This window comes from Komagataeibacter intermedius TF2 (assembly GCF_000964425.1).
Classification (GTDB): Bacteria; Pseudomonadota; Alphaproteobacteria; order Acetobacterales; family Acetobacteraceae; genus Komagataeibacter; species Komagataeibacter intermedius.
In genome coordinates this window covers 123,183-147,856 of sequence record NZ_BANF01000012.1, presented here as the reverse complement: position 1 = coordinate 147,856, position 24,674 = coordinate 123,183, and the positions used below count along the sequence as shown (strand labels likewise).

The window sequence follows — 24,674 nt, the reverse complement described above, 5'->3', positions numbered from 1 at the left end:
TGCTCCTGCTCCTGCTCCTGCTCCTGCTCCTGCTCCTGCTCCTGACGACTGGCCCAATTGATTGCATCTATTCAAATAAAAATGGCTTCGTAAAATTCAAAAAGAAGTTTTTGGTGAAGATTTTTCCAAAAAGCTTCGAAGAACACTCCTTTGTTGGAAAAAATCTGCACCCAAAAACTTTTATTCATTACAAATGGCAGGATATTCCGACACTGGCATAAAAAAAGGGAAGAGCATTACTGCCCTCCCCCTTTCGTTCATGTCCCTTCTGGACACCGATGCCTTATGACCAGCGCCAGTTGCGGATTTCCGGCAGGTCCTGACCATATTCAGCCACGTAACGCTTGTGCTCGACCAGCTTGTCACTGATGGCCTGGTTCGCATACGCCGCCCTGGCCGCCAGCCCTGGCACATGCCGGATAACGTTCTGCACCAGATGGAAACGGTCCAGGTTGTTCCGCACCGTCATATCGAACGGCGTGGTGGTGGACCCTTCTTCCCGATAACCATGCACATGGAAGTTGCGGCAGTTGGTCCGCTTGTAAATCAGCTTGTGAATCAGCGCGGGATAGCCATGGAACGCGAAAATCACCGGCTTGTCGGTGGTAAACAGGCTGTCAAACACGAAATCATCCAGACCATCGGGATGCTGGGACTTCGATTCAAGGGTCAGCAGGTCAACCACATTGATCACACGGATCTTCAGGTCCGGCAGGTGCTTGTTCAGCAACTGCACGGCTGCCAGCGTTTCGATTGTCGGCACGTCACCGGCACAGGCCATGACCACATCGGGTTCACCGCCCTTGTCGTTGCTGGCCCATTCCCAGATCCCGATGCCCTTGGCGCAATGCGCAATGGCGGAATCCATGTCCAGCCACTGTGGTTCGGGCTGCTTGCCTGCCACGATCACGTTCACGCGGTCACGGCTTTCAAGACAGGATTTGGCCACACACAGCAGGGTGTTGCCATCAGGCGGCAGGAACACCCGCACCGTCTTGGCCTTCTTGTTCAGCACATGATCGATGAAACCGGGATCCTGATGGCTGAACCCGTTATGATCCTGCCGCCACACATGCGATGTCAGCAGGTAGTTCAGTGATGCGATCGGCGCACGCCATGAGACCTCATCCGCCTGCTTGATCCATTTGGCATGCTGGTTAACCATCGAATCCACGATGTGGATGAATGCCTCATAGCATGACATGAAGCCATGGCGACCGGTCAGCAGATACCCCTCCAGCCAGCCCTGGCAGGTGTGTTCGCTCAGGATTTCCATCACATGACCATCAACCGCCAGATGGTCATCGTAATCGAAGGTCTCGGCATTCCACGCCCGGTTGGTCACGTCCAGCACCGCGTTCAGGCGGTTGGAGTTGTTTTCATCGGGCGCCAGCACGCGGAAGTTGCGGGCAGACAGATTGGCCTTCATCACATCACGCAGCCACGTGCCCAGTACGCGGGTACCTTCGCCAAGTTCATGCCCCGGCGAGGAGACGGTCACGGCATACTCCGTCACATCCGGCAGGCGCAGGTCACGGCGCAGCAGGCCGCCATTGGCGTGCGGGTTGGCGCTCATGCGGCGGTCGCCCTTGGGCGCCAGCGCCGCGATTTCCGGCATCAGGGTGCCATTCTCGTCAAACAGTTCTTCCGGCCTGTAGCTATGCAGCCATTCGTCCAGCAGCTTCAGGTGGGTCGGGTTGGTCATGTCGGTAATGGGCACCTGATGGGCGCGCCAGTACCCTTCCGTGCGCAGGCCATCGACCGTCTTGGGACAGGTCCAGCCCTTGGGCGTGCGCATGATGATCATGGGCCATGCCGGACGCGCGGTTTCATTCTTCTCGCGCGCGGCTTTCTGGATGTCCGCAATCTTTGCAAAGGCCGTGTCCATCGCCACGGCCATTTTCTGGTGCATGGTGTCGGGATCATCGCCCGCCACCTCGATCGGGTCATAGCCGTAGCCCCGGAACAGGCTGAGCAGTTCCTCGGTCGGGATACGGGCAAGCACGGTCGGATTGGCGATCTTGTAGCCGTTCAGGTGCAGGATCGGCAGGACCGCGCCATCAGTCTTCGGGTCCAGGAACTTGTTGCTGTGCCACGACGTCGCCATCGGCCCGGTTTCGGCTTCGCCATCGCCCACAACACAGGCCACGACCAGGTCTGGATTATCGAACGCCGCGCCATAGGCGTGGGACAGCGAATACCCCAGTTCGCCACCTTCATTGATGGAACCCGGCGTGGTGGGCGCCGCATGGCTGGGAATGCCACCGGGGAAGGAGAACTGCTTGACCAGCTTCGCCAGACCATCCGCATCCTGCGATACTTCGGGGAAATACTCGCTGTACGTGCCTTCCAGATAGGTGCTCGCCACCACACCCGGCGCTCCGTGGCCCGGCCCCGCCACGAACAGGATGCTGCGATCCTGTTCGCGGATGATGCGGTTGAGGTGCAGGTACAGGAAGTTCAGGCCCGGCGTGGTGCCCCAGTGGCCCAGCAGCCGGGGCTTGGTATGTTCCAGCTTCAGCGGTTCACGCAGCAGCGGGTTCGTCAGCAGGTAGATCTGGGCAATCGACAGATAGTTTGCTGCATGCCACCACTTGTTGAACAGCGCGACATCCGCTGCGGACAGCGGCGTTGCGGATGCAGTTTCACTCATTTCCGTTCCTTCCGAGACATTCTATCCCTGTCCGGCCTGCGTTCAGGACAGACACATCAGCACATGCCGACGGATTGTCGTTTCCTCATCGGTGGGGATGACCCGCACCTCCACGGCACTATCGGGCATGCTTATGATTTCGTGGTGCGCGGCATTGGCCTGCGCATCAAGGCGGACACCCGCCCATTCCAGCCGTTTGCAGATCGCCGCACGGATCAGGGCGTCATGTTCCCCGATGCCCGCGGTAAACACCAGCCCGTCCAGCCCCTGCAGCGCCGCCATCATGCCGCCGGCCTGCTGGGCAAAACGATAGACGAACAGGTCAAGCGCCTGCGTCACCTCGGGGCTGACCCCGGCATGGGCGTGCAGGTCGCGCATATCCGCCGACAGGCCTGACACCCCCAGCAGTCCGGAGCGGTGGTAGAGGATATTTTCGATCTCCGCCGCACCCAGCCCTTCTTCCTTGAGCATGTACAGGATGACGCCGGGGTCCAGATGCCCGCACCGTGTCCCCATGACCAGGCCATCCAGCACCGAAAAGCCCATGGTGGTATCAATGCTGCGCCCGGCCTGCAGGGCGCACAGACTGCCCCCGCTGCCGATATGCGCGACAATTGTCCGCCCCTGCGCCAGATGTGGCGCGCGCGTGCGCAGAGCGGACGCAATGTATTCGTACGATAGCCCATGAAACCCGTACCGTCGCACGCCCCGGGCGGCGTAATCCCGCGGCAGGGCCTGCGCCTGCGCAACCGCGGGCAGGGTATGATGGAAGCCGGTATCGAAACACGCGACCTGCGGCAGGTCGGGATGCTGCTCCAACAGCGCACGGATCGGCGCAAGGCTGCCGGGCTGGTGCAGCGGGGCAAAGGGGGTCAGGGCCGCAAGCCGGGCCAGAATATCCGGGGTGACCCGCACGGGGGCGATGAATTCCGGGCCACCATGCACCACGCGATGGCCAACCGCCATGAGATCCACATTCCCCAGCTGCCTGCCCACCCATTCCATGAGCGTCGCCATGGGGCCATGATGCGCCGCATCCCCGGCGCCCTCGGCCACGGGGGCCCATTTTTCATCCACCAGCACGCGGCCGGCTGCATCATGGGCGACGAAATGGGGGTGGATGCCGATTCCCTCAAGCTCCCCTGATGCAATGCGATGGCTGGGGGAGGCTGCCGTTTCCCCCGGTTCAATGGCGAACAGGGCGAACTTCAGGCTGGATGATCCTGCGTTCAGTGCCAGCACAGCGCGCGTCATGGCTGTCTCCCCCTGTTTTTTACAACCGGCAATATGTCACGCTGATCTGCCGTCCGTGACATTGATGCGAATCAATTGCCTACATCGCAGCAGGCATCAAGGAAGCGAAATAACGGGCTGCATCCCGCATGGTGCATCCATCCGGCATGGATACACGGACCCGGAACACACTAAAAACGACTTAAAATCAAACAGTTAATTCAATAACGTCGTGACAGGCGGACACCCGCGCACGGTTCCCCTGCCATGGCAACGCATATCACATCCGCGTGCCACACGCCCGGTCATTCCTGCCTGCACTGATGACGGCCCCGGTCCGGATCAGGAAAAACGCCGTTCCAGTGCCGCCTTTGCCGCCGCGCGCGCCTGCCCCGCATCCCGTCCCACCCGGATCAGCGCCGGAATCTGGAACGGGTTGCAGGCAATGCTGCGCACAAGCGCCCCGACCGCCAGACTGCCATCCGGCCGCAGCGCCACAACCGCAGCGGGTGGCAGGGTCCGGTCCGCCGGGTCGCACACGACGCGCATGACGGCAAAGGGCACCTGCCGGGCCGCGGCCATTTCCGCCACCACGCCACTTTCCATATCCAGCGCCACGCACCCTGTCTGGTGGAACAGGGCCGTCTTGCGCGTGGCTGCGGTGACGATCACGTCGCTATGCAGCAGGTCGCCATTGATGACATCCGCCCGGTCCGCCCCCAGCCAGTCCAGCAGGGCGGGGGCGGCAGGCAGACGTTCGCCATTGACCATGACATGGCGCGACATGACCACCGCCCCGGGCCGAAGCGCGGGATCCAGCCCCGCCGCAAGCCCGAAGGACAGCAGCGCATCCACCCCGCTTTCCACCAGATCCAGCACGGCCTGCCGCGCACCGGACAGGGTGGCCCCGCTCAACCCGAAACGGGCCGTGGGCAGGAAAGGACGGATCAGGGATGCTTCCGCCTCCATCCCCACCACGATACCCAGCCGGGAAAATGGGGACACAGATACACTATCGGACATTGTTACCGCCCCCTGTCAGAAACCGTAGCCAACACGGCCGGAATTGCTCAGCTGCATGTTCCGGTACCGCGACAGGGCCAGAAGCGGGAAGAACTGCCGGTAGCCATGGTAGCGCAGGTAAAATACCCTGGGGAAACCGACGGCGTTATAGGGTTCTTCCTTCCATTCGCCATTCCTGCCCTGCGCGCGGCCCAGCCAGGCAATGCCCCGCGCCACGGCCGGATCATCCCGCAGGCCGACCGCCATCATGCCCAGTACGGCCCATGCTGTCTGCGAAGGCAGGCTCTGCTTATAGTCACCATGCGCACCGCCTTCATAACTGTCGCAGCCTTCGCCCCAGCCGCCATCGGCGCGCTGGTGGCGGCGGAGCCAGTCGACCGCACGGATAATCATGGGATCGCCATGCGGCATCCCGGCGGCATTGAGCGCGCACAGCACGGACCACGTGCCATAGATGTAGTTGGTGCCCCAGCGCCCGAACCACGACCCATCCTTTTCCTGCTCCCTGCGCAGATAGGCGATACCGCGTTCGATCGCGCCATGGTCCTCGACCTGACGCAGTTGCGCAAGGAAGGAAATGCAGCGCGCCGTCACATCCGCCGTGGGCGGGTCAAGCAAGGCACCATGGTCGGCAAAGGGAATGTGGTTGAGCACGTCGCGGCTGTTATCAACATCGAACGCGCCCCAGCCGCCATTGCTGCCCTGCATGCCGATGATCCATTCCCGCGCGCGGGCAATCGCATCCGCATTGGCCGGGTCGCCATCGCGGTGCAGCAGCATGCCGACAACGGCAGTGTCATCCACATCGGGATAATAGTCGTTGGCGTACTGGAACGCCCACCCGCCAGGCCGGACACCGGGGCGGTTGATGGACCAGTCACCCCTGACGTCCAGTATCTGGCGTTCACGCAGCCACCTTGCGGCAGTCGCCAGTTTCTGCCTGGTCTCCTCCGGCGCGATGCCGCTGGGGCCGGATGCGGCCTCGATCATGGCATGACCGGCAAGGCCGGTATCCCAGACGGGGGAGACGCAGGGCTGGCAGTAGGTTTCCTTGCCCTGATTGACCAGCAGGCGCCTTACTGCCTCCCACGCGGCTTTTGCGCGCGGGTCGTCATCAGATATGCCCAGCGCGCGGAACATCATGACCGTATTGGCCATGGCGGGGTAAATGGCGCCCAGCCCATCCCGCCCGTTCAGCCGTGGCTCGATGAAATCGACCGCCGCCTGTATGGCCCGGCGGCGGGTCTTTTCGGGGATCAGGCGTTCAGCGGGCCGCAGCACCGCATCCGCATACCGGAACACATGCCCCCAGACGGAGCGGTATGGCCCGCGAATCCAGTCCCGTACCTTTCCCGGCGGTGTCACGAACAGTTCGTGCACATGCACCCGGCGCGGATTAACCGCGGTGGGACGGAGTGCAGCCAGCACCAGCAGCGGCGCGATCACCGTGCGCGACCAGTACGACATGTTCCACACCGAGAACAGCGCCCTGCGCGGCAGCAGCATGATTTCGACCGGCATGACGGGAGCCGCGTCCCACGGCACGTCACCAAACAGGGCAAGCTGGATGCGGGTGAACACATTGGTCCGTTCCGCCCCGCCATGGTCAAGGATGGCCTGCCGCGCGCGCACCATGTGCGGCGCATGCACGCTGTCGCCAATCGCCTTGAGGGCAAAATACGCCTTGACCGAAGCTGACAGGTCGAACGTTCCGTCCTGATACAGTGGCCAGCCACCATGCGCGCCCTGAAGCCGACGCAGATATATGCCGATCCGCTGTTCCAGATCGGGGTCGATGCGGTCCAGATAATGTTCCAGCAGCACGTATTCCGCCGGGATGGTGGCGTCGGCCTCCAGGTCAAAGACCCAGTGCCCGTCATCTGCCTGCCGCCTGCCCAGCGCCGCATGCGCGCGCGTCACCGCCTGATCCAGATCGGCCGGGTCCAGCGGGGCATCCGGCGCGACACGGGGTCTGGTCGCCCGGCGGGGTGTTGCTGTCGTCTTGCGGGTGCGGGTTGCTGTGGTCGTCGTCTCGGGTGTCTTTGCCATTATTCCACGTTCCCCGTGTCATGACGGGGGCCTGTTGCAGATCCGTACATCATTGTTCCGGTCGGCCCGGCGTATTCCTGCGGGCATGGACAGCCTGCGCCGCCGCGGCACCTGACCTGATTGCGCCTTCGATTGTGGCGGGCAATCCGGTTGCCGTCCAGTCGCCCGCCAGCAGCAGGTTGGGCGCCATGGTCCGCGTGGCGGGCCGCAGACGGTCCTGCTGCACGGTCGCGGCGAAGGTTGCGCGTTTTTCACGCACGATACGCAGCGGCGGCATGGCGACCGGCAGGGGGGCCGTCGCCGCCGGGTCGATCGCGGCGCGGACTTCGTTCCAGATAATGGCCGCCAGTTCATCAAGGTCGCGCGTGGCGTAGCGGTTGGCGGCACTGACCGTAACCGACAGGATCCGGTCCTTGACGAACACCCATTCGCTGATACCGCCCACAACCCCGATAAAACGGGCCTGCGCCAGCCCGCCGGTCAGCACCGGGGCATCGGGCAGCAGGAAGTGCACGTTCAGGATCGACTCGAACTCATCCGGGGCGCTGAACCCCGGCAGGTCGCCCGCCAGCAGGCTGGCCGCCACGGGTGCTGGCACCGCCATGATCACCGTATCATTCGGCCCCAGCGCAATCCGTTCATCCCCCACATGCAGGGCGGCAACGCCGCCATCGGCCATCTCGACCGCGCTGACACGACTGCCGGTCCGCACTTCAGCCTTCAGTACCGACAGGTGATCAAGCGCCGGGTCCACGAAGCTTTCCGACAGCCCGACCGCCGGGAAGCGGGGCAGGCAGTTGCGCCCCCCCCGTGCAAGGCTTTCCTTCACCACGGCGCCCAGCAGGGCGGCGCTGCCGGTATCGGGCATGGTGTTGAGGACGGATATGGCAAAAGGTTCAAGCAGCCTGCGGGCAAGGCTGCCGGGCTGCAGGCAGTCCGACACCACCATGTCGGGCGTCGCCTCCATCAGCGCCAGCAGCCCGCGCAGTTCCGCCAGCCGCATGCCGGGCACGCGCCTGCGTTTTGACAGCACCCATAACGGCACCCGCCCGCGTGACAGGTCCAGCGTCCAGCGCAGCCGGTCGGCAAGGTCCACGAACGGGAAAACCGGACGCTTCGGCCCCACCAGCGTATCCTGTGCGCCGATCAGGCCAAGATAGCGATACACCGCCGGGTTGCCCGACAGCAGCAGGTGGTTGCCATTGTCGATCCGGCAGCCAAGCTGGCGGTCAAGATAGGACCGTGCCCGGCCGCCACAGGCGGGACCGGCCTCGTACACGCTGACACGCTCGCTGCCCCCCGCCAGTTCAACCGCCGCCGACAGCCCGGCCAGTCCGCCACCTACAATATGGACATGTCCCGGCATGGGTCAGGCCACCAGCGCGCGCAGCGCCACCAGCACCTTGCGCGGGCGGGACAGGGAGACACGCTTTTCCGGCGTGCCCCATCCCTGCCGTTCCTGTGCTGCAAGGATGGCGGCGTAGGTCGCGCCCATGACGCGCGCGGGCCGCATGGCCGTGCGGTCACACAGTCGCATGGCGCGGCTGGCCGCACGGAAATGGTCATGCGCGCGACCGGCAAGGATACGCCCCACCTGTTCCAGCCGGGGCGCATGCACCACGGCGGCGGGCTGGGGCGTTATGCCAAAGCGTTCCAGCAGTTCACGCGGCAGGTACAGCCGGCCCAGACGCGCATCCTCCGCCACGTCGCGCAGGATGTTGGTAATCTGCAGCGCGCGCCCCAGATGGTAGGCGACCTGATCAGCATGGGCCGAGGCATCACCGAACACCCGCACTGACAGCCGGCCCACGGCGGAGGCCACGCGGTCGCAGTAGAGGTCGAATGTCGCCTCATCCGGCGCGACGACGGGGCCACGGGCGTCCATTTCCATCCCGTCGATCACGTCATTGAAGTCCTGCTGGCGCAGGTCGAAACGGCGGATTGTCGCCATCAGCACGCGGTCAATCCCGTCACGCGCCTCGCCCGCATACAGACGGGCAATGCGGGCACGCCAGTCTTCCAGCCTGCGGCACTTGTCGTCCGGCTCGCCTTCATCATCGGCCACATCATCGACAAGGCGACAGAAGGCATAGACCGCATACATGCCATACCGCCGTTCGGGCGGCAGGATACGCATTCCCTTGCCAAAGGACGTGCCCGACCGCACCACGATCTGCTCCACCTCGGCCAGATCGGCGGGATCGCAGCCCATTACCGGGGCCTCATCATGCCGCGCGCGCAAAAAACCCATTCCCGCGTGTTCCGTTCACTTTACGAATTTCAGTTCCGCCTGTTCTTAGCGGCAATCACGACCAAGGACAAAATCGCGCCCATCAGACCAGCGTGCGCATGGCCCCCGCAAGCGCGCGCGCCACATCCATGCGCGACAGCTTGACGCGGCCCGCAATGGGGTCTTCCACCCGCAGCCGCTGCGCCAGACGCCTTGACAGGCCCACGATAACCGCCGCCTCCATGCGCATGCGCCGGTCACGGATCAGGCCGGGCAGCAGCGCCGCATGCCGGTTGAGTTCATCCACCCGGTCCAGCAGCGCATTGAACACCCGCCGCATCCCCGGCAGCGTATGGCCATGGCGCAGGTCATCCACGCTGACGCCCTCGCGCTCCAGCCACGGACGCGGCAGGTAGCAGCGGTCCAGGTTGCGCAGGTCATCGGCGCAGTCCTGCAGGTGATTGATGATCTGCAGCGCTGTGCACAGCGCATCGGACGGACCGAACGTGCCCGCGTCCTCGCCATGCAGCTGCAGCAGGAAGCGACCGACGGGGTTGGCGGAATAACGGCAGTATTCCTCCAGTTCCTCCCACGTATCATAACGGTTCTTCACCGCATCCTGCCGGAAGGCCACGATCAGGTCGGTGGCGGTGTCGGTGGACACCCCGGTCTGTGCCAGCGTACGGCCCACGCGCACCGCCGTCTGCGCATCCGACCGCTGCGGCGCCGCGCGCCTGCCCAGCACCACGTCCTCCATGGCGTTGAGGCGCGTGATCTTGGCATCCGCATCCAGCCGGTCGGTATCGACGATGTCATCGATCACGCGGGCAAAATCATAATAGGCATGGACATGCGGACGCAGCCTGCGGCTGATCAGCAGGGAGCCAACGGGAAAGTTCTCATCCCCGGCATCCTTGCCCGACGAGACATCCTCGCTGCCCCACACGTTCCGCTCCTGACTGTTCACCCTACGTCATCCCCCATGCTGCGTTTCATTACGGCTGCGGTGCCCTCACCGCGCATATGTGTCGAAATCGCGCCATCGGGTTCGGTATAGGCGCGGCTTTTCCATACCACGCCCCGGCCCCGATGGTGGTCCAGCGCCGAACCGATCGTTGCCAGCGTATAGAACCCGGCAATGACCGGCAGCAACAGCGCCCATGCCGGTGACTGGTTAAAACGCCGCAAGGTGGGGGTGTACGACGCCATGGACATGACCCACGCCCCCGCCCCCAGCAGGCACGGCAGGCCGTGGCTGAACAGCGCAAGCTGCAGCGGCACGATCCAGACCAGCACCATGCCGATGACGGTGCCCACCAGCATGAACGGCGAATAGCCAAGCTGCACATAGGCCGTGCGCGCCACCATGCGCCAGATATCCGCCGGGTGGGGATAGGGCCGGATGGAACGGGCAAGGCAGCTGTGCCCCAGATATATCCGCCCGCCGCCATGCTTGATGTGGGCCGCCAGCGTGCAGTCATCGATCAGCGCGCCGCGCAGGCTTTCGATTCCGCCGATCCGCGCAAGCGCGCTCCAGCGCACCAGCACCGTGCCGCCTGCTGCCCCCGCCACCCTGCTGCGCGGGTTGTTCACGCTGGCGAAGGGGTACAGCAGCGCGAAAAAGAAAACGAACGCCGGGACCAGCATGCGCTCGGCGGGACTGGCGCAGTTCAGCTCCACCATTTCCGATACCTGATCCAGCTTCCCCGCCTGCGCCTTGGCCACCAGGGTCGAGACATGGCGCGGGTCATGGGTGATGTCCGCATCGGTCAGCAGCACGAACCCCGTGGAATCGGGCATCATCTCCCGCGCCCGCGCAACGCCCTGCGCCACTGCCCACAGCTTGCCACTCCAGCCCGCGGGCCGCGCCTTTCCACTGACCACCGTCAGCCGCCTGCGCGGGTCGGGAATGGCGCGCGCCAGCCGGCCCGTGCCATCGGTGCTGTTGTCATCCACCAGGATGACATGCATCTCACCCGGATAATCCTGCGCCAGCAGGGAACTTATGCATGGCACGACCGATGCCGCTTCATCCCGCGCGGGCACCACGATGCAGACTTCGGGACAGTCCGCGCGTTTGAGCTGCGCACCCCGCACGGGGGTAAGGATCGGCCCCGCCTGCCAGAACCAGCCATGACAGAAAATCAGCCCGACCCAGATAACGAACACCAGAATGGATAGGGGAAGCAGCAGCATGACAGGGTCCTCAATCCAGCATCCCATGCTGTCGGAACCAGTCGATGGCGTCCTTCACCGCGTCCCGCGCGGGACGGGGGGCATAGCCCAGTTCCCGGATTGCCTTGTCAGAGGAAAAAAACATCTTCTTGTGCGACATGGCCAGCATTTCGGTCGTCACCCGTGGCGCGATGCCAAATGCGCGGGACAGCCATTCGCTGGCCACGGCCACGGGCCAGATCACGGCCTGCGGCAGGCTTATGCGCGGCGGGGCCACGCCCGCGATCTCGGCCGTCATGGCGAACAGGTCGCGCAGCAGGTAATTCTGGCCACCCAGAATGTATTTTTCCCCGATCCGCCCGCGCTCCAGCGCCAGCGCATGCCCCTCGGCCACGTCATCCACGTGTACGATGTTGACACCGGTATCGACATAGGCCGGCATGCGGCCCGCCGCGCAGTCCAGGATCATCTGCCCCGTGGGCGTGGGCTTGATGTCACGCGGGCCCACGGGCGTGGACGGGTTCACGATCACGGCAGGCAGCGCGCGTTCATGCACCAGGCGCAGGACTTCCTGCTCGGCACGGTATTTGGAACGTTTGTAGATGCCGATCACGCCATGTTCATGAACCGGCGTTTCCTCATCGGAAATCGTGCCGTCACCAATCAGGCCAAGGGCCGCGACGGACGAGCAGTAGACGATCCGCTCCACCCCTGCCTTCTGCGCCGCCAGCATCAGCGCGCGCGTGCCTTCCACGTTGGCGATCATCATGGGCACCGGGTCGGGAACCCACAGCCGGTAATCCGCCGCCACATGGAACACGTAGCGGCAGCCCTTTACCGCCGCATCGAAACTGTCGGGGCTGGACAGGTCCCCTTCCACCAGTTCGGCGGGCAGGTCACGCAGGTTGGTCAGGTCGCTTCCCTTGCGCACCATGAGCCGGAGGGTATGGCCACGCTCCACCAGATTACGGGCAACGGCGGAGCCGACAAAACCGGTCGCACCGGTTACAAGGGTTGGGGCAGTCATGGTCTGAACGATCGCTCCGTCAGGGGACAGAATTCACGATTGCGATTACGGACTCGCAACCAGCGGGCGTTCCATTTATCCCGACACCTCCCGGTGGCGCCAGACCCTGCTGTAGTGTAAGTCAGGCACAACCGGCCACTGAGGCATGAATTTTACCCGGTGTCCCGACGCCAACAGACCAAGACGGATCTTTTTTGAGAAAGCTCACCATCCTGCTGGCCATCCTTGGCCTGGCCCTGCTGACTGGCTGCACCGCGTGGCTTGGGGCGGGTTCGGTCATGAAGGCCATCGTCTCCATCGGGTTCGCCGGCTTCATGGCGACCGTCATGGCCCAGCTTGCAGTCGATGCAATACTGGGTCTTGCGTGGCACGCGGCTTGCCGGGACATTCCGTTCGTGCAGCTGCTGGTTTCGCGCATGATCCGTGACGCCGCCGCGTCCTGCCTGCCGTTTTCGCAGCTGGGCGGCATGGTGCTGGGCATCCGGGCCACATGTTCGAGCGACCTGTTCGCCGGGACAAAGGGCCGCCATATCGATGGCAGCGAAGCCGCCTGCGCCAACCTGGTGGACATCACCACCGAGGTGATGGGCCAGATCCTGTTCATCCTGACCGCCGTGGTGTGCCTGGTGGCCCACCAGCAGTCCAGCCCGTTCGCCCGGCCGGTCATGATCGGCCTTGTGCTGCTGAGCATGGGCATCGCGGGTTTTGTCTATACCCAGCGCCGTGGTGGCGACCTGCTCAAGCGCGCGGGCAAGATGCTGGGCAACAACATGGCCGCCCAGTGGCAGGACGCGATGCTGAGCAGCGCCGACAGCATACAGGAACGCTTTGACGCCATCTGGTCGCACCCCAGCCGCATCGTGCAGGGGGCGCTGCTGCATTACGTGGGCTGGCTGGGCAGTGCGGCCACGATCTGGGTGGCCTACTACTTCCTTGGTGCGCATCTGGGCTTCAGCGGCGCCATCGCGATCGAGGGCGTGGCCTGCGGCATCATGTCCGTGTCATTCCTGGTGCCGGCCGGGCTGGGGGTGCAGGAAGCCGCCTACATCGCCCTTGGCTCGGCCTTTGGCATCGCGCCGTCCGTCTCGCTGGGGCTGTCGCTGCTGCGCCGCGGGCGTGAACTGGTGATCGGCATTCCCATGCTGCTGCTGTGGCAGGGAATGGAAATGCGCGCCCTGCGCCGCCGCTCCACACAGCCGGATACCGCGCCGGCGGTCGCCCCCGTGTCCATCCACGACCCCGCGCCGCCCACGGACATCACGCGGGATTGATCCCGCGCCCCTGTGACCCCCACCAGAGCCAGACAAGACCCACCATGACGGACCTACCCGCGCCCCTGTTCGATACGCTGGTCATTATCGGCCCCGGCCTGATCGGGTCCTCCATCCTGCGGCGCGGCATGGAAGACCGGCGCATCGCACGCCGGCTGGTGGCCTGTGACATAAGCCCCGAGGTCCGCGCCCGCGTGGCCGAACTGGGCATTGCCGACCAGATCGAATCCGATCCCGCCACCGCCGCGCGCGATGCGGACTGCGTGATCATATGCGTGCCGGTGGGCGCGATCGCCATGGTTGCGGCCCAGGTCATGCCGGTCATGAAAAAGGGGGCGATCCTGAGCGAGGTCGGGTCGGTCAAGACCACGGTCATGGAGGCCATGACACCGCTGCTGGCGCAGCATCCCGATATTGCCTTCATCCCCGCGCACCCCATGGCGGGCACCGAGTTTTCCGGCCCGGATGCCGGGTTCGCCACCCTGTTCGAGGACAGGTGGTGCCTGCTGACCCCGCCCGGACATACCCCGGCCGACGCCATCAGGCGCGTCACGAACTTATGGGAAATGATGGGCGCGCGCGTGCGCAGCATGACCGTTGACCATCACGACCGCGTCTGTGCGATCGTCAGTCACCTGCCGCACCTGCTGGCCTTCACCATATGCGGCACGGCAGATGACCTGGCCGATGAAACGCGATCGGAAGTGCTGGATTTCGCGGCATCGGGCTTTCGGGATTTCACCCGCATCGCGGCGTCCGATCCAACCATGTGGCGCGACATCTTCCTGAACAACCGCGAGGCGTTGCTGGACATGCTCGACCGCTTCATCGCGGATGCGCAGGCCATGGGCAACGCCATCCGCACCGGCGATGAAGACGTGATCGTCAGCCGCATCAAGCGCGGCCGCGCCATCCGGCGCAGCCTGATTGAAAACCGGCAGGCCTGAAAACGGATTTTTAAAAAACAGAAGTTTCCGGGCGGCGTTTCAGGATGCTTCTTGAAAAAAGCTTCAGCTAACGGTGGCAATCCGCAGCGTATTGGTGCTGCCCGCCACCCCGAATGGCAGTCCGGCCACGATCACCACCGCGTCCCCCGCCACGCCATAGCCATCGCCCTTGGTCACCGCCAGCGCCTGATCCACCACGCTTTCGATATTATGGACGGGGGCTTCCTGCCCGACCGAGACCGCCTGCACGCCCCACGCCACCGCCAGCCTGCGGGCGATATCATCGGTTGGCGTCAGGCCAAGAATGGGACAGGTGGGCCGTTCGCGCGCAATGCGCAGCGCCGTGCGGCCCGACAGGGTGAAGGCCACCACGGCGGCGGCATCAAGGGTGGTGGAAATCTGCCGGGCGGCGGCGGCAATCGCGCCAGGCACGTCATGGTCCGGGTCGGGGCTGGAGGTTTCCATCTGGCGACGCCAGACCTCGTCTTCCTCCACCCTGCGCACGATCCGGTCCATGATGGCGACGGCTTCACGCGGATATGACCCCACCGCCGTTTCGGCCGACAGCATGACGGCGTCCGCCCCGTCAAACACGGCCGTCGCCACGTCCGACGCCTCCGCACGAGTGGGGGTGGGAGCGGAGACCATGCTTTCAAGCATCTGGGTCGCTACCACGACAGGGCGGCCAAGCTGCCGGGCGACGCGGATGATGCGCTTCTGCGCCAGCGGCACGCGTTCAGGGGGCAGTTCGACACCCAGATCGCCACGCGCCACCATCACAGCATCCGACAGGGCCACGATTTCATGCAGGTTATCCATGGCCTGCGGTTTTTCCAGCTTGGTCATGATCCATGCGCGGCCAGCAGCCAGCTTCCGGGCTTCGCGCACGTCCTCGGGCCGCTGCACGAAGGACAGGCCGACATATTCGATGCCAAGGTCCAGCGCAAAGGCCATGTCCACCCGGTCCTTGTCCGTCAGCGCGGGAATGGGCAGGACCACATCGGGCACGTTGACCCCCTTGTGATCCGACAGCGGACCACCCAGCACGACCTCCGTCAAAAGGAAATCATCGCTACGCCCGCATACCTGCAACGCCAGACGCCCGTCATCAAGCAGCAGGGTGCTGCCCTCGGCAGCGGCGGCAATGATTTCGGGATGCGGCAGGCTGACCCGCGTCTCGTTCCCCGGCGTGGGATCAAGATCCAGCCGGAAGCGTGCGCCAGCACTCAGCTGCACCTTCCCATTGGAAAAATTGCCCACGCGCAGCTTTGGGCCCTGCACGTCGGCCAGAATGCCAATGGGGCGGCCCAGTTCGGCCTCGACATCACGGATCACGGCATGGCGGGCCGCATGATCGGCATGGGTGCCATGGGAAAAATTGAGCCGGAATACATCCACCCCCGCCACGGCCAGCGCACGGATGGTCGCGTGATCTGACGTGGCCGGACCCAGGGTTGAAACGATCTTGGTCCGGCGCAGGGCGCGATAGGGGGTATCCGGCATTTTCTTCTCCAGCCTGTTTCCATCAGTCATCAGGAGGGGGATATGACCTCCTGCGGCAACAGCCCCCACATCGTGCTGCGTTCCAGCCAGCCGCTGTACTGCTTGACCGATACCTTGCACCACGACGTTCCCGCCGGGCACTGGCGCACGGTGCCCACCACGCCGGGGCGCAGCACGGCCACGACGGATGATGTCGGGCTGGCATCCGAACGCAGCATGACCCCGCCCTTTATGTCCGCCGCATCAGCCACATCCGCCACGTGACCGACAATGCGCGTATCCGCACGGCCGATCACGTCGGTTTCCTTGGCGGTGGGCTGGCCTGCCTGCCGGGCGTCGCCCTGTGGGGGCAGTCCCGGAATGACAAACGTGCGGGTTCCCACCAGGGTTGCCTGATGGACCCAGCCCTTCTGGCCATCCGAATCCTCCACCAGGCGCCAGACATCGAACTCACGCTCGATTTTCACCGGCAGGCCGCGACGGTGGTACACCCAGTCGATGGGATAGCGCTGGCCCGGCCCGGTGCGCAGGTTGACCTCATCCGCGCGGAACGCGGCAAAGCGCGGCAGCGGCAGGCCGGTCACGCTGCCCTTGGTATTATCCACCGGGGCAGGCGCCGCAGGCGGTGCATCCGGCGCGGCAGCCGCGGTCGCATGCGCAGACGGCGCGGGCTGCTGCGCGCTACCGGCAACCGCAGCCGCCCCGACGCCGGTCGCGGCCCCCGCCGCCACACCGGCCACGGCGGCGGCATGGTGGTGGTGTCGCCCCCCTGCCGCGTGGGTTTTCTTCTCCCTGCCCAGATGGGCATGGGGGGACGACGTGCCCAGGGATGTCGTGCCGGCAGCCGTCTTGCCATGATGGGCGTGATGGTGCGTCGTGGCCTGCGCCACGGCACGATCCATGTGCCCCCCACCCATAAGCAGAACCGCCGCACAGGCTGTCAGATACCCCCACCGCACGGGGACGCGGGACGGCACACGGGCCGGTCGCGCAAGGAATTCATGCCGCACGCACTGCGCCATCGTGTTCTCTGATCCTTACAGGGTTATGATCTGCCGCCCCCGGGCGGCTTCAAGAAAAGCGGGCACACCCGCCACCTGCACGCCAGGCAGCAGGCGGCCCGCCGGAAGATCGCACAGTTTCAGCGCTGCTTCACAGGCCATAAGTGTCGCATCCAGTTCAATTACCGCATCGCGCAACGTATCCATGCCCGCGACCCCACGCGCGCGCACCAATGCATCGTCACCCGCATCATGCAGCCCGCTCCAGTCACGCGCCAGCGCATGCACCCCGCGTCCCGCCGCGAACATGATGACGGGACGGTCAATGGCCAGCGCGCCTGCCGCCATTACAAACGCATAATGCGCGCGGGCATATGCGCCATCATATAACAGGATGGCCAGCGCCCCGTCGTCATGCATCATGATGCCGCCCCTTCCGCCACCCCGCAGGCCACGGGGGCTGCGTCACGGTGGGCGGACAGGTCGTGAATGGCCGGATGCGCACCACACAGCGCGCAGTCGGGATCAGCCGGCAGGGTAATGGTATGGAAGCGCATGGCCAGCGCATCCCACACCAGCAGCCGCCCGGCCAGGCTTTCGCCGATCTGCAGGATTTCCTTCAGCGCCTCGGTCGCCTGCAACGTGCCCATCACCCCTGTCACCGCGCCGAACACGCCCGCTTCCGCGCAGGACGGCACCGTACCGGCGGGCGGGGCTTCGGGATACAGGCAGCGATAACACGGCCCCCCCGGACGGAACGTGGACAGCTGTCCCTCGAACCGCAGCACGGCGGCGGAGATCAGGGTGCGACCTTCCAGCGCGCAGGCATCGGCCACAAGGTAGCGGGTGGTGAAATTATCGCAGCCATCACACACAAGGTCATAATCACGCACCAGCGTGCGGGCGTTATCGGCTGTCATCCGGACGTTATGACAATCAACCCGTGTTCCCGGATTGATCGCATGCATGGCACGGGCGGCCGACTCGACTTTCGGCTGACCGATCCGGTCGGTCACATGGGCGACCTGACGCTGCAGGTTGGACAGTTCGACCACATCATCATCCACCAGCCCGATCCGCCCGACACCTGCGGCAGCAAGGTAGAGTGCGACGGGTGAGCCCAGCCCCCCCGCGCCGACAATCAGAACACTGGCCTTTTTCAAGGCGTCCTGCCCCGTTCCACCGACTTCGGGCAGGAGGATGTGGCGCGCGTAGCGCTGGATCTCGTCTTCGGAAAAATTCATCCCTGCCTCCTGCCCCGACCGGTCGCGCATCCGTGGCGGATACACCGCGTCCGGTGCGGGATGCAGCCGGATGCGCTGGACATCTGATCACGATTACGTGATAATTTCTTCAACCAATCATGAAACCAATGCATGCCGGATATGTTTCCAGTATAGTCTAATAACAGCCGTGAAACCATCTGGGGGGAGTATAAATCAATGTCTTATCTTTCCCGCATGGAAATTCCCGACAGCATCGCCACCCTGCGCCGCCAGCAGGCGCGCTGGGTCTGTGCGGGCACGCTGGCGGCGGCCACCACGCTGTACGCCGCGTCACCGTTCTTCACGCTGTGGTCCATCACGTCGGCCATCCGCACGCATGACATGGGCAGCCTGAACACCTGCCTTAAATGGGAATCGGTGCGCAACGGGCTGAAGACGCAGGCGGTCGACAGCCTGCTTGGCCCCCAGCACGCGGATGACGAACTGCCGGAATTCGGCGCATCATTCGCATCATCCGCCGTGTCGAACGCCATTGACGAGGAAGTGCGCCCCGACAAGCTGGGCATGCTGGTGGATCATCTCCTGCCGCATGAACAGCCCAGCGCGCCACAGACCCTGTTTGGCCTGATGCGGCATGTGCACATGCATTTCACCCATCCGGGCGTGTTCGAGGCAAGCGTCATCATGCCGGGACATGAAAACGAAACGCCGCTACGTCTGCAGATGCGCATCCATGCCTTCCAGTGGAAGATCCATCGCGTGGACCTGCCTGCCCCCCGGCATGACCCGCTGGTCGAGGCATCGGCAGGGCCCGTGCCCCAGCCACTTACCCAGCCCTGACATGCAGGCCCGGGCGGAAGACCCCTTCCGCCATGGCCCGCAGGAAAATCACTTCGGCGCGGGAAGATCTTCTTCCAGCACGGTCATGTGGACGGCATAGGACACTTCGCCTTCGTCCTCGTCACGGTGGACCGTACCCACCACTTCACCATTGACCGCCAGTTCAACGGACAGACCGGCACGCGGCGGTGCATTGACCGTCAGCCCCGGCGAACCCAGCAGACGGCGCAGGCAGACCTGAAGACGCGAAATTTCGGAAGAGGACATGGCAGCCATGAAACGTATGTTCTCCAAAATGGCAGGACCCGCCAGAAATAGGATCAGGGCCGGATATGGCCCGGTGGTCAACGCGCGTGGCAGGTCCGGTCAGGATCGCGCGGCTGCCCCGTTACAGCGCGGGCATCGCCGCAGGCTATAGGCACATGTGTGCGCCCCTGCAACCGCGTGCCCATGATTTTCCCCAACGCCGCCGCGCCCCTGCCACGTTTCCCCGGTTCCATGACCATACCGCAACACCAGTAAGAAGGGAGAACAAAGACCATGCGCCTACGATCTTTTCCCCGGCTGATGCTGCTTGTGGCCCTGCTTGCTCCCCCCATCGGGCTGACAGCGCTGGCCGCCAGCCTGCCACAGCCCGGCACGATCACCGAAACCAGCCTGGACCTGAACGCACGCAGCCTGTCACGCCAGATCCATGAAGATGGCGCGGAGGCCACGGTCAGGACACTGGACACACACCGGGCATGGCCCCGCCTGCGTCGCGCCGTGGCGGCAGGGTGGGATGGCTGGATCGAACTGGTGCCCGACCTGATCGCCCATACGGATGACGCGACCACGCGCCAGCTGCGCACCGCCCTGCGCCAGGCGTTGCCACGTAATCCGCATGCCGTCCTGTCCGTTCTGGATCCCGGAAACGGGCCGCTGCTGGGGGCTGGCGCATTGTGCACCCCGCATGGCATGCCCGCCCGCTGGACCCGTGACAGCATTCACGCCATCAGCGCCGAACATGACATTCACCTGACCCATCAGGTCAATGACTGCCTGACGGCACTGTCAGCCAGTACGGCTACTGGAACGGCAAATAGCGGAACGTGACGTAAATGGTGTTCCCCCCGGTAGTGGGGGACGCCCCGTCCCCGCCCTTGTAGGCGAATTTGCGCAGGTAGGTGTACTGCACGCCCGTCATCACCGCGCCATAGCCGCCCTGCAGCACATGCCACCAGCCGCCCACCGTCAGGTCGGCCAGGGTATGGGTCTGGGCGTCGCAGCTGCCGCCGCTGATCTGTTCCACGTCACAGCTGCTGAGCGCCAGGTCGTTCACACCATAACCATACTGGTAGCCGTTCGCGGTATAGGTGCGCCGTCCGGCATGTTCCACGCCGCCATACAGATAGACCAGCAGGTCGGGTGTCGGATGCCCGATCAGCCCCATGCTGCCGATGATTTCTGGAATGGGCGCGGGCGTGCCATTGGCCTTGAACGTGGCGTCGGGCAACATGCCGGGGCCATAGCGGCCAATACCCTCACCCGCCAGCACGTTGCCTGTAAACTGCAGGTAGCGGGGAATGACATGCACCGTCACGTCACCACCGACACCACCCGCAAAGGACACATGTTCACGGATCGGGCCGTTAGGGGCCTGCGCCATGGCCTTGAACCAGCGCGCAAGACCGTAGATTTCATAATGCGCGGGCTTGGTATCCAGCGCGCCCTTCAGCACGATGTCCGGCGCGACGTCCATGCTATATTTGGCGTTGGGGTTGAGCATGCCCGACCCGGCATTACTGTACAGCAGGGTGGTACCGGATGATGCGATCGTATCATCATCTGTCCCCGTCAGCATGGAATGGCTGCCACCATTGGCGGCATACGCCACCTGCGGCGCCTCCAGCGACAGTCCCAGCCACCATTTGCGACCGAAATCCTTGATGAAGCGGATCTGCGGCACGCGGGTGAACACGATACCCGGTATCTGGTTGTTATCGACAACCGGCGGCAGCTGTTCATGACGGGACAGCAGGCCCTGCGTATAGCCTGTGGTCAGGCTCCATGCCTGCCCCGCCAGCACGTGGAACCCCCATTTCGTATTGCTGTAGGTCATGTACGCCTGCCGGATTCGCGGCGTGTAGCTGTTGGTCTGGTAGCTGTTGGCGGTGCCTGCGGCCCCACCAAAATCGGTTTCGATATAGCCCGACAGGGTCTCGTCCTTGGTGGGTGATCCCTGCAGCAGCACGCTCAGGCGCGTCAGCTGCGCGGACGGGCGGTATTCCCCCGTATGGGCGTTGGGACTGTTGGCATAGGGGAAACTGCCCCAGCTTGTGGCCGGTCCGCTGGTCAGGTTCTTGCTGCGGTAGATGTTCGAGAAATCAATGAATCCACCCAGCCGCACCGACACCCCGCCAATGCGGAAAATGGGCGGCAGGCTGTCCACGCCCGTCTGGGTAATGGCCAGCGGGCTGGAGGAATCAAGGTCGAGTCTGGGCTGGGCGGGAACGATGGATTCCGTCATGGTGTTTTCGGCTGCGGCGGCCGCCTGCGCGTCATCCGACAGGGTCGGACCGCCAATGGTCAGGCGCGACAGGTCAGGCATGGCCGTGATCTGGCCCATCGAACTGCCGGATGTCCCACCGCCTGACGGATGGCCGCCGGACCGCAGCGTGCGCCCGGCCACGACATGCTGGGTGCCATGCGTCATGCCGTGATGGGCTTCCAGCTGTTCGACCTTGGCTTCCAGCCGCCGCATTTCAGCGTGCAGGGCGCGGATTTCCGCCATGTCATCCGCGCGGGCACCATCGGATACGACCATACCGCCCAGCATGACCACCAGCCCGCCCAGCAGCAGGCGCGGCCGGCGCGCCCCGTCGGGATGACAGGAACCACGATCCACTTTCCAACAGTAATCCATCAGTCTGGCGCGTCTGCCCCTGAACATACGGTTAATAAAAACCACCTGCCCGCGCCCGGCGCATGTACTGATGATGAATACAGTAACAAACGGACGCGACAGATAAAAAACCACTCCCATCCCTTATCCGTCATACGGCGGATGGAATAGAGGAATGGCTTACATCCTATATAGAAAAAACGTTCAACTGCTATGCATTAACTATTCTCATGCACGGCATATATTCGCATGATTGCGTTTATTCCACACCATTCCTTCCCTTAACTCAAGACCTCTACATGGCTGAATGAAGGAGTAATGGACATGACCGCAACCCGGCTGCCCGGTTCCCGCCCCCTCGAGGACCGGCCACTCGCCGGGGCGCCCCACCCCGATCATCCCTTCCACTGGAAGCTGTATGGCTGCGAACTGGTGGCGACTGTGGCGCTCATGATCTGCGGAATCGTGTCCGTCACGGTCCTGACCACGCCCTATACCGCCATCGGCCGGGCCCTTGGTCCCCACCCCATTGTGCAGACGGCGCTGTGCGGGCTGTTTTTCGGACTGTCGGGCACGGTCGCGGCCTTCACGCCGTTCGGACGCGTCAGCGGGGCACATGTCAGTCCCTCCGTGTCGCTGGCGTTCAGCCTGGCGGGACGGCTGGGGGTCGTGGACCTGTGCGGGTATGTGGCGGCCCAGATGGCGGGAGCGTGCCTTGCCACCGTACTGCTGGCGGCACTCGGGCATGTCCTGCCCGGATGGGGGCAGATGGTGCAGGCCTCCGCCTATGCCGCGACCATTCCCTTCTCCGGGGTCGCCATCATCTGGCCGCTGGTGACCGAAGTGGTGCTGACGGCCCTGCTGGTGCTGATGCTGTGCTATCTGGCGGGGCATCCGGTCCTGAAATGGCTGACGCCATGGGCGGGAGGCCTGTTCTTCCTGTTCTGCAACCCGGTTTCCGCATGGCTGTCGGGCAACAGTTCCAACCTTGCGCGCAGCTTTGGCCCCGCCATCGTGGCGGGACAGTGGGAATCGTTCTGGATCTACGCGCTGGGGCCGTTCATGGGGGCTGCACTGGCGATATGGCTGATCCGCTCCCGGCTTCTGGGCCGGATCGAGGTGGAAGAGGCGCGGCTGGTCAATTTCGGCCATCATGGCCGCATTCCCTCCCTGCTGCATCCGGGACGCCACCGGGAAGACAACGTCTGAAATCACGATAACTTACCGTGGTTATCCATCGCCGCACTTGCAATTCGTTAAAATCATTCCCAAGATCACCTTACTGAATACGAATCGGGCCAGCCGCCCGGTTCGCAGGCGTTCTCAGGGCGGGGCGAAATTCCCCACCGGCGGTATTTGTTTCCCGTAAGGGGGCATAAGTCCGCGAGCGCCCGGCCGCAGGACACGCGGGCGGGGTCAAGCAGATCCGGTGCAATTCCGGAACCGACGGTTACAGTCCGGATGAAAGAGAACGGAAACTATGCCCCTGCCTTCCGTGCGTGAAGGCAGGCCGATGGTTTTACGCGCCCTGGGTCCGTCCGGATGGATGGAGTACTGTGTTTTGGACGCGTTGCCACAGGGTGTCACACCCCCTTCAGGCCCAGACATGCCCCCCGCCATCGCGCAGGCGTTTCGCGCGGCGGTGAACGAGGCCGCCCGCCATGTGGGCGCGACCGCCCCCAATCCGCCAGTGGGCTGTGCCCTGCTGGACCGTGATGGCGTCATCCTTGCGACAGGCGGCCATCATCGCGCCGGAACCCCCCATGCCGAAATACAGGCCATAAACCAGTGCCGTGAACGCGGCCTGCTGGATCGTGCCCATACGGCGGTCGTCACACTGGAACCGTGCAACCATACCGGTCGCACCGGCCCGTGTTCGCAGGCGCTGCTGGCGACGCCGGTCCGCGATGTCTGGATCGGCGTGCGCGACCCCAATCCCCATGTCGAAGGGGGTGGGGCGGACCACCTGCGCCAGCATGGCTGCGACGTACACATCCTGCGCCCCACGGGCCCGCAGGGCGAAATACAGGCCATGTGCCGCAGCCTTCTGGCCCCTTTCACCCACTTCATGCGCACGGGGCAGCCGTGGATCACGGTCAAGCAGGCGCTCGACGCCACGGGTTCCATGGTGCCGCCAGCAGGCCGTACCACCTTTACCTCCGCCGCGTCGCTGGACCTTGCGCACCGCCTGCGGCGCGCAACGGATGCGGTGATTACCACGGGCGGCACCATCCGCGCCGACAATCCGGGCCTGAACGTACGCCGGGTGGCCGACCATCCGGACCGCGCGCCACGTGTGCTGGCCATCTGCACCCGCACGGGGGAAGTCGACGCCGCCTACCTGCAGGCCGCGCATGACCGTGGCTTTGCGGTGCAGGTCTGTACCGACATCACGGCCCTGCCCGACATGCTGGGTCAGGCCGGGGTCACGTGGGCCATGGTGGAAGCGGGGCCGCAGCTTCTGGCGGAAATCACGGCGCGGAACCTGTGGCACGACTGGCTGGCCATCACTGCGGACCATGATGGCGCCGATCATTACAGCATACGCGTGCGGGAGGGGGACGTGACGCCACTGCGCCTGTTTCCCGAACTGGCCGCGGTGAAGGAGTAAG

Annotated in this window: 22 protein-coding genes and 1 riboswitch; of the genes, 7 read left to right on the top strand and 15 right to left on the bottom strand. The window is 64.4% G+C overall.

The features are described 5' to 3' along the window. A partial coding sequence (locus tag B7449_RS22040) for a hypothetical protein (RefSeq protein WP_048883202.1) occupies positions 1-221 on the top strand: 221 nt, incomplete at its 5' end. A gap of 62 nt (positions 222-283) precedes the next feature. On the opposite strand, the gene B7449_RS03070 is transcribed toward B7449_RS22040, so the two are convergent. The 9 genes from B7449_RS03070 to hpnA all read right to left on the bottom strand — a co-directional run bounded on the left by B7449_RS03070 (position 284) and on the right by hpnA (position 12,390). Next, on the bottom strand, positions 284-2,653 hold the full coding sequence (locus B7449_RS03070; RefSeq protein WP_039733305.1) for a phosphoketolase family protein: 2,370 nt from the start codon (positions 2,651-2,653) through the stop codon (positions 284-286). Between the two features lie 42 nt (positions 2,654-2,695). Next, the gene (locus B7449_RS03065) at positions 2,696-3,907 is read right to left on the bottom strand and encodes an acetate/propionate family kinase (protein ID WP_039733306.1); all 1,212 of its coding nucleotides are present in this window, start codon (positions 3,905-3,907) and stop codon (positions 2,696-2,698) included. A gap of 321 nt (positions 3,908-4,228) precedes the next feature. Continuing rightward, entirely contained in the window at positions 4,229-4,909 is a 681-nt protein-coding gene (locus B7449_RS03060) for a phosphorylase family protein (RefSeq protein WP_039733307.1), read from the bottom strand. Positions 4,910-4,924: 15 nt separating this feature from the next. Then, positions 4,925-6,958, bottom strand: coding sequence for a squalene--hopene cyclase (shc, locus tag B7449_RS03055; protein WP_235721272.1), 2,034 nt, complete (start codon positions 6,956-6,958; stop codon positions 4,925-4,927). A 49-nt stretch (positions 6,959-7,007) separates the two neighbouring features. After that, positions 7,008-8,324 carry a hydroxysqualene dehydroxylase HpnE gene (hpnE, locus tag B7449_RS03050; RefSeq protein ID WP_039733309.1) on the bottom strand — a complete coding sequence of 439 codons (1,317 nt, stop codon included), beginning with the start codon at positions 8,322-8,324 and terminating at the stop codon, positions 7,008-7,010. A gap of 3 nt (positions 8,325-8,327) precedes the next feature. Then, positions 8,328-9,209 carry a presqualene diphosphate synthase HpnD gene (gene hpnD / locus B7449_RS03045; protein ID WP_039733310.1) on the bottom strand — a complete coding sequence of 294 codons (882 nt, stop codon included), beginning with the start codon at positions 9,207-9,209 and terminating at the stop codon, positions 8,328-8,330. An 82-nt stretch (positions 9,210-9,291) separates the two neighbouring features. Further along, positions 9,292-10,155, bottom strand: a complete 864-nt coding sequence (hpnC, locus tag B7449_RS03040) for a squalene synthase HpnC (RefSeq protein ID WP_039733311.1) — start codon at positions 10,153-10,155, stop codon at positions 9,292-9,294. Next, on the bottom strand, positions 10,152-11,384 hold the full coding sequence (locus B7449_RS03035; RefSeq protein WP_039733380.1) for a glycosyltransferase: 1,233 nt from the start codon (positions 11,382-11,384) through the stop codon (positions 10,152-10,154). Before B7449_RS03035 ends, hpnC begins: the two co-directional genes overlap by 4 nt. Positions 11,385-11,394: 10 nt before the next feature. Next, positions 11,395-12,390: a hopanoid-associated sugar epimerase gene (gene hpnA, locus B7449_RS03030; RefSeq protein WP_039733312.1), complete on the bottom strand. Its 996-nt coding sequence runs from the start codon at positions 12,388-12,390 to the stop codon at positions 11,395-11,397. Between the two features lie 194 nt (positions 12,391-12,584). Here hpnA and B7449_RS03025 point away from each other — a divergent pair, with 194 nt between their 5' ends. Together B7449_RS03025 and B7449_RS03020 are read left to right on the top strand one after the other, a co-directional pair. Then, positions 12,585-13,661, top strand: a complete 1,077-nt coding sequence (locus tag B7449_RS03025; protein WP_039733313.1) for a lysylphosphatidylglycerol synthase domain-containing protein — start codon at positions 12,585-12,587, stop codon at positions 13,659-13,661. A gap of 44 nt (positions 13,662-13,705) precedes the next feature. After that, complete coding sequence (locus tag B7449_RS03020) at positions 13,706-14,608, top strand: prephenate dehydrogenase/arogenate dehydrogenase family protein (RefSeq protein WP_039733314.1); 903 nt, start codon at positions 13,706-13,708, stop codon at positions 14,606-14,608. A 63-nt stretch (positions 14,609-14,671) separates the two neighbouring features. Here B7449_RS03020 and pyk read toward each other — a convergent pair whose 3' ends face one another. From pyk to B7449_RS03000, 4 genes are read right to left on the bottom strand one after another with little or no spacing between them, the layout of a single operon-like run. After that, entirely contained in the window at positions 14,672-16,111 is a 1,440-nt protein-coding gene (gene pyk, locus B7449_RS03015) for a pyruvate kinase (protein WP_039733381.1), read from the bottom strand. Positions 16,112-16,140: 29 nt separating this feature from the next. Next, a complete protein-coding gene (locus tag B7449_RS03010) occupies positions 16,141-17,133 on the bottom strand; it encodes an SH3 domain-containing protein (protein WP_039733315.1) in 993 nt (330 codons plus the stop codon). 15 nt (positions 17,134-17,148) lie between these two features. Further along, positions 17,149-17,535: a DsrE family protein gene (locus tag B7449_RS03005; RefSeq protein WP_039733316.1), complete on the bottom strand. Its 387-nt coding sequence runs from the start codon at positions 17,533-17,535 to the stop codon at positions 17,149-17,151. After that, the gene (locus B7449_RS03000) at positions 17,532-18,356 is read right to left on the bottom strand and encodes a HesA/MoeB/ThiF family protein (RefSeq protein ID WP_039733382.1); all 825 of its coding nucleotides are present in this window, start codon (positions 18,354-18,356) and stop codon (positions 17,532-17,534) included. Before B7449_RS03000 ends, B7449_RS03005 begins: the two co-directional genes overlap by 4 nt. A 198-nt stretch (positions 18,357-18,554) precedes the next feature. On the opposite strand from B7449_RS03000, the gene B7449_RS02995 reads away from it, so the two are divergent. Beyond that, positions 18,555-19,178 carry a DUF2939 domain-containing protein gene (locus B7449_RS02995; RefSeq protein ID WP_039733317.1) on the top strand — a complete coding sequence of 208 codons (624 nt, stop codon included), beginning with the start codon at positions 18,555-18,557 and terminating at the stop codon, positions 19,176-19,178. 48 nt (positions 19,179-19,226) lie between these two features. Here the strand turns inward: B7449_RS02995 and B7449_RS02990 are convergent, their stop codons facing one another. After that, positions 19,227-19,454: a DUF3126 family protein gene (locus B7449_RS02990; protein WP_010513711.1), complete on the bottom strand. Its 228-nt coding sequence runs from the start codon at positions 19,452-19,454 to the stop codon at positions 19,227-19,229. A gap of 291 nt (positions 19,455-19,745) precedes the next feature. On the opposite strand from B7449_RS02990, the gene B7449_RS02985 reads away from it, so the two are divergent. Next, entirely contained in the window at positions 19,746-20,273 is a 528-nt protein-coding gene (locus B7449_RS02985; RefSeq protein WP_039733318.1) for a hypothetical protein, read from the top strand. Here B7449_RS02985 and B7449_RS02980 read toward each other — a convergent pair. Continuing rightward, on the bottom strand, positions 20,245-22,083 hold the full coding sequence (locus tag B7449_RS02980; RefSeq protein ID WP_048883212.1) for a hypothetical protein: 1,839 nt from the start codon (positions 22,081-22,083) through the stop codon (positions 20,245-20,247). The genes B7449_RS02985 and B7449_RS02980 overlap by 29 nt on opposite strands. A 297-nt stretch (positions 22,084-22,380) precedes the next feature. Here B7449_RS02980 and B7449_RS02975 point away from each other — a divergent pair, with 297 nt between their 5' ends. Together B7449_RS02975 and ribD are read left to right on the top strand one after the other, a co-directional pair. Then, complete coding sequence (locus B7449_RS02975) at positions 22,381-23,271, top strand: MIP/aquaporin family protein (RefSeq protein WP_039733319.1); 891 nt, start codon at positions 22,381-22,383, stop codon at positions 23,269-23,271. Between the two features lie 106 nt (positions 23,272-23,377). Further along, positions 23,378-23,539: riboswitch (FMN riboswitch) on the top strand. 129 nt (positions 23,540-23,668) lie between these two features. Then, the gene (gene ribD / locus B7449_RS02970; protein ID WP_039733320.1) at positions 23,669-24,673 is read left to right on the top strand and encodes a bifunctional diaminohydroxyphosphoribosylaminopyrimidine deaminase/5-amino-6-(5-phosphoribosylamino)uracil reductase RibD; all 1,005 of its coding nucleotides are present in this window, start codon (positions 23,669-23,671) and stop codon (positions 24,671-24,673) included. Position 24,674: the final 1 nt, after the last annotated feature.

Excerpts from the sequence above, each read along its gene's own strand:
- B7449_RS03070 (WP_039733305.1), bottom strand. The coding sequence starts at position 2,653 with ATGAGTGAAACTGCATCCGCAACGCCGCTGTCCGCAGCGGATGTCGCG.
- B7449_RS03065 (WP_039733306.1), bottom strand. The coding sequence starts at position 3,907 with ATGACGCGCGCTGTGCTGGCACTGAACGCAGGATCATCCAGCCTGAAG.
- B7449_RS03060 (WP_039733307.1), bottom strand. The coding sequence starts at position 4,909 with ATGTCCGATAGTGTATCTGTGTCCCCATTTTCCCGGCTGGGTATCGTG.
- shc (WP_235721272.1), bottom strand. The coding sequence starts at position 6,958 with ATGGCAAAGACACCCGAGACGACGACCACAGCAACCCGCACCCGCAAG.
- hpnE (WP_039733309.1), bottom strand. The coding sequence starts at position 8,324 with ATGCCGGGACATGTCCATATTGTAGGTGGCGGACTGGCCGGGCTGTCG.
- hpnD (WP_039733310.1), bottom strand. The coding sequence starts at position 9,209 with ATGGGTTTTTTGCGCGCGCGGCATGATGAGGCCCCGGTAATGGGCTGC.
- B7449_RS03035 (WP_039733380.1), bottom strand. The coding sequence starts at position 11,384 with ATGCTGCTGCTTCCCCTATCCATTCTGGTGTTCGTTATCTGGGTCGGG.
- hpnA (WP_039733312.1), bottom strand. The coding sequence starts at position 12,390 with ATGACTGCCCCAACCCTTGTAACCGGTGCGACCGGTTTTGTCGGCTCC.
- B7449_RS03020 (WP_039733314.1), top strand. The coding sequence starts at position 13,706 with ATGACGGACCTACCCGCGCCCCTGTTCGATACGCTGGTCATTATCGGC.
- pyk (WP_039733381.1), bottom strand. The coding sequence starts at position 16,111 with ATGCCGGATACCCCCTATCGCGCCCTGCGCCGGACCAAGATCGTTTCA.
- B7449_RS03010 (WP_039733315.1), bottom strand. The coding sequence starts at position 17,133 with ATGGCGCAGTGCGTGCGGCATGAATTCCTTGCGCGACCGGCCCGTGTG.
- B7449_RS03005 (WP_039733316.1), bottom strand. The coding sequence starts at position 17,535 with ATGATGCATGACGACGGGGCGCTGGCCATCCTGTTATATGATGGCGCA.
- B7449_RS03000 (WP_039733382.1), bottom strand. The coding sequence starts at position 18,356 with ATGAATTTTTCCGAAGACGAGATCCAGCGCTACGCGCGCCACATCCTC.
- B7449_RS02995 (WP_039733317.1), top strand. The coding sequence starts at position 18,555 with ATGTCTTATCTTTCCCGCATGGAAATTCCCGACAGCATCGCCACCCTG.
- B7449_RS02990 (WP_010513711.1), bottom strand. The coding sequence starts at position 19,454 with ATGGCTGCCATGTCCTCTTCCGAAATTTCGCGTCTTCAGGTCTGCCTG.
- B7449_RS02985 (WP_039733318.1), top strand. The coding sequence starts at position 19,746 with ATGCTGCTTGTGGCCCTGCTTGCTCCCCCCATCGGGCTGACAGCGCTG.
- B7449_RS02980 (WP_048883212.1), bottom strand. The coding sequence starts at position 22,083 with ATGGATTACTGTTGGAAAGTGGATCGTGGTTCCTGTCATCCCGACGGG.
- B7449_RS02975 (WP_039733319.1), top strand. The coding sequence starts at position 22,381 with ATGGACATGACCGCAACCCGGCTGCCCGGTTCCCGCCCCCTCGAGGAC.
- ribD (WP_039733320.1), top strand. The coding sequence starts at position 23,669 with ATGCCCCCCGCCATCGCGCAGGCGTTTCGCGCGGCGGTGAACGAGGCC.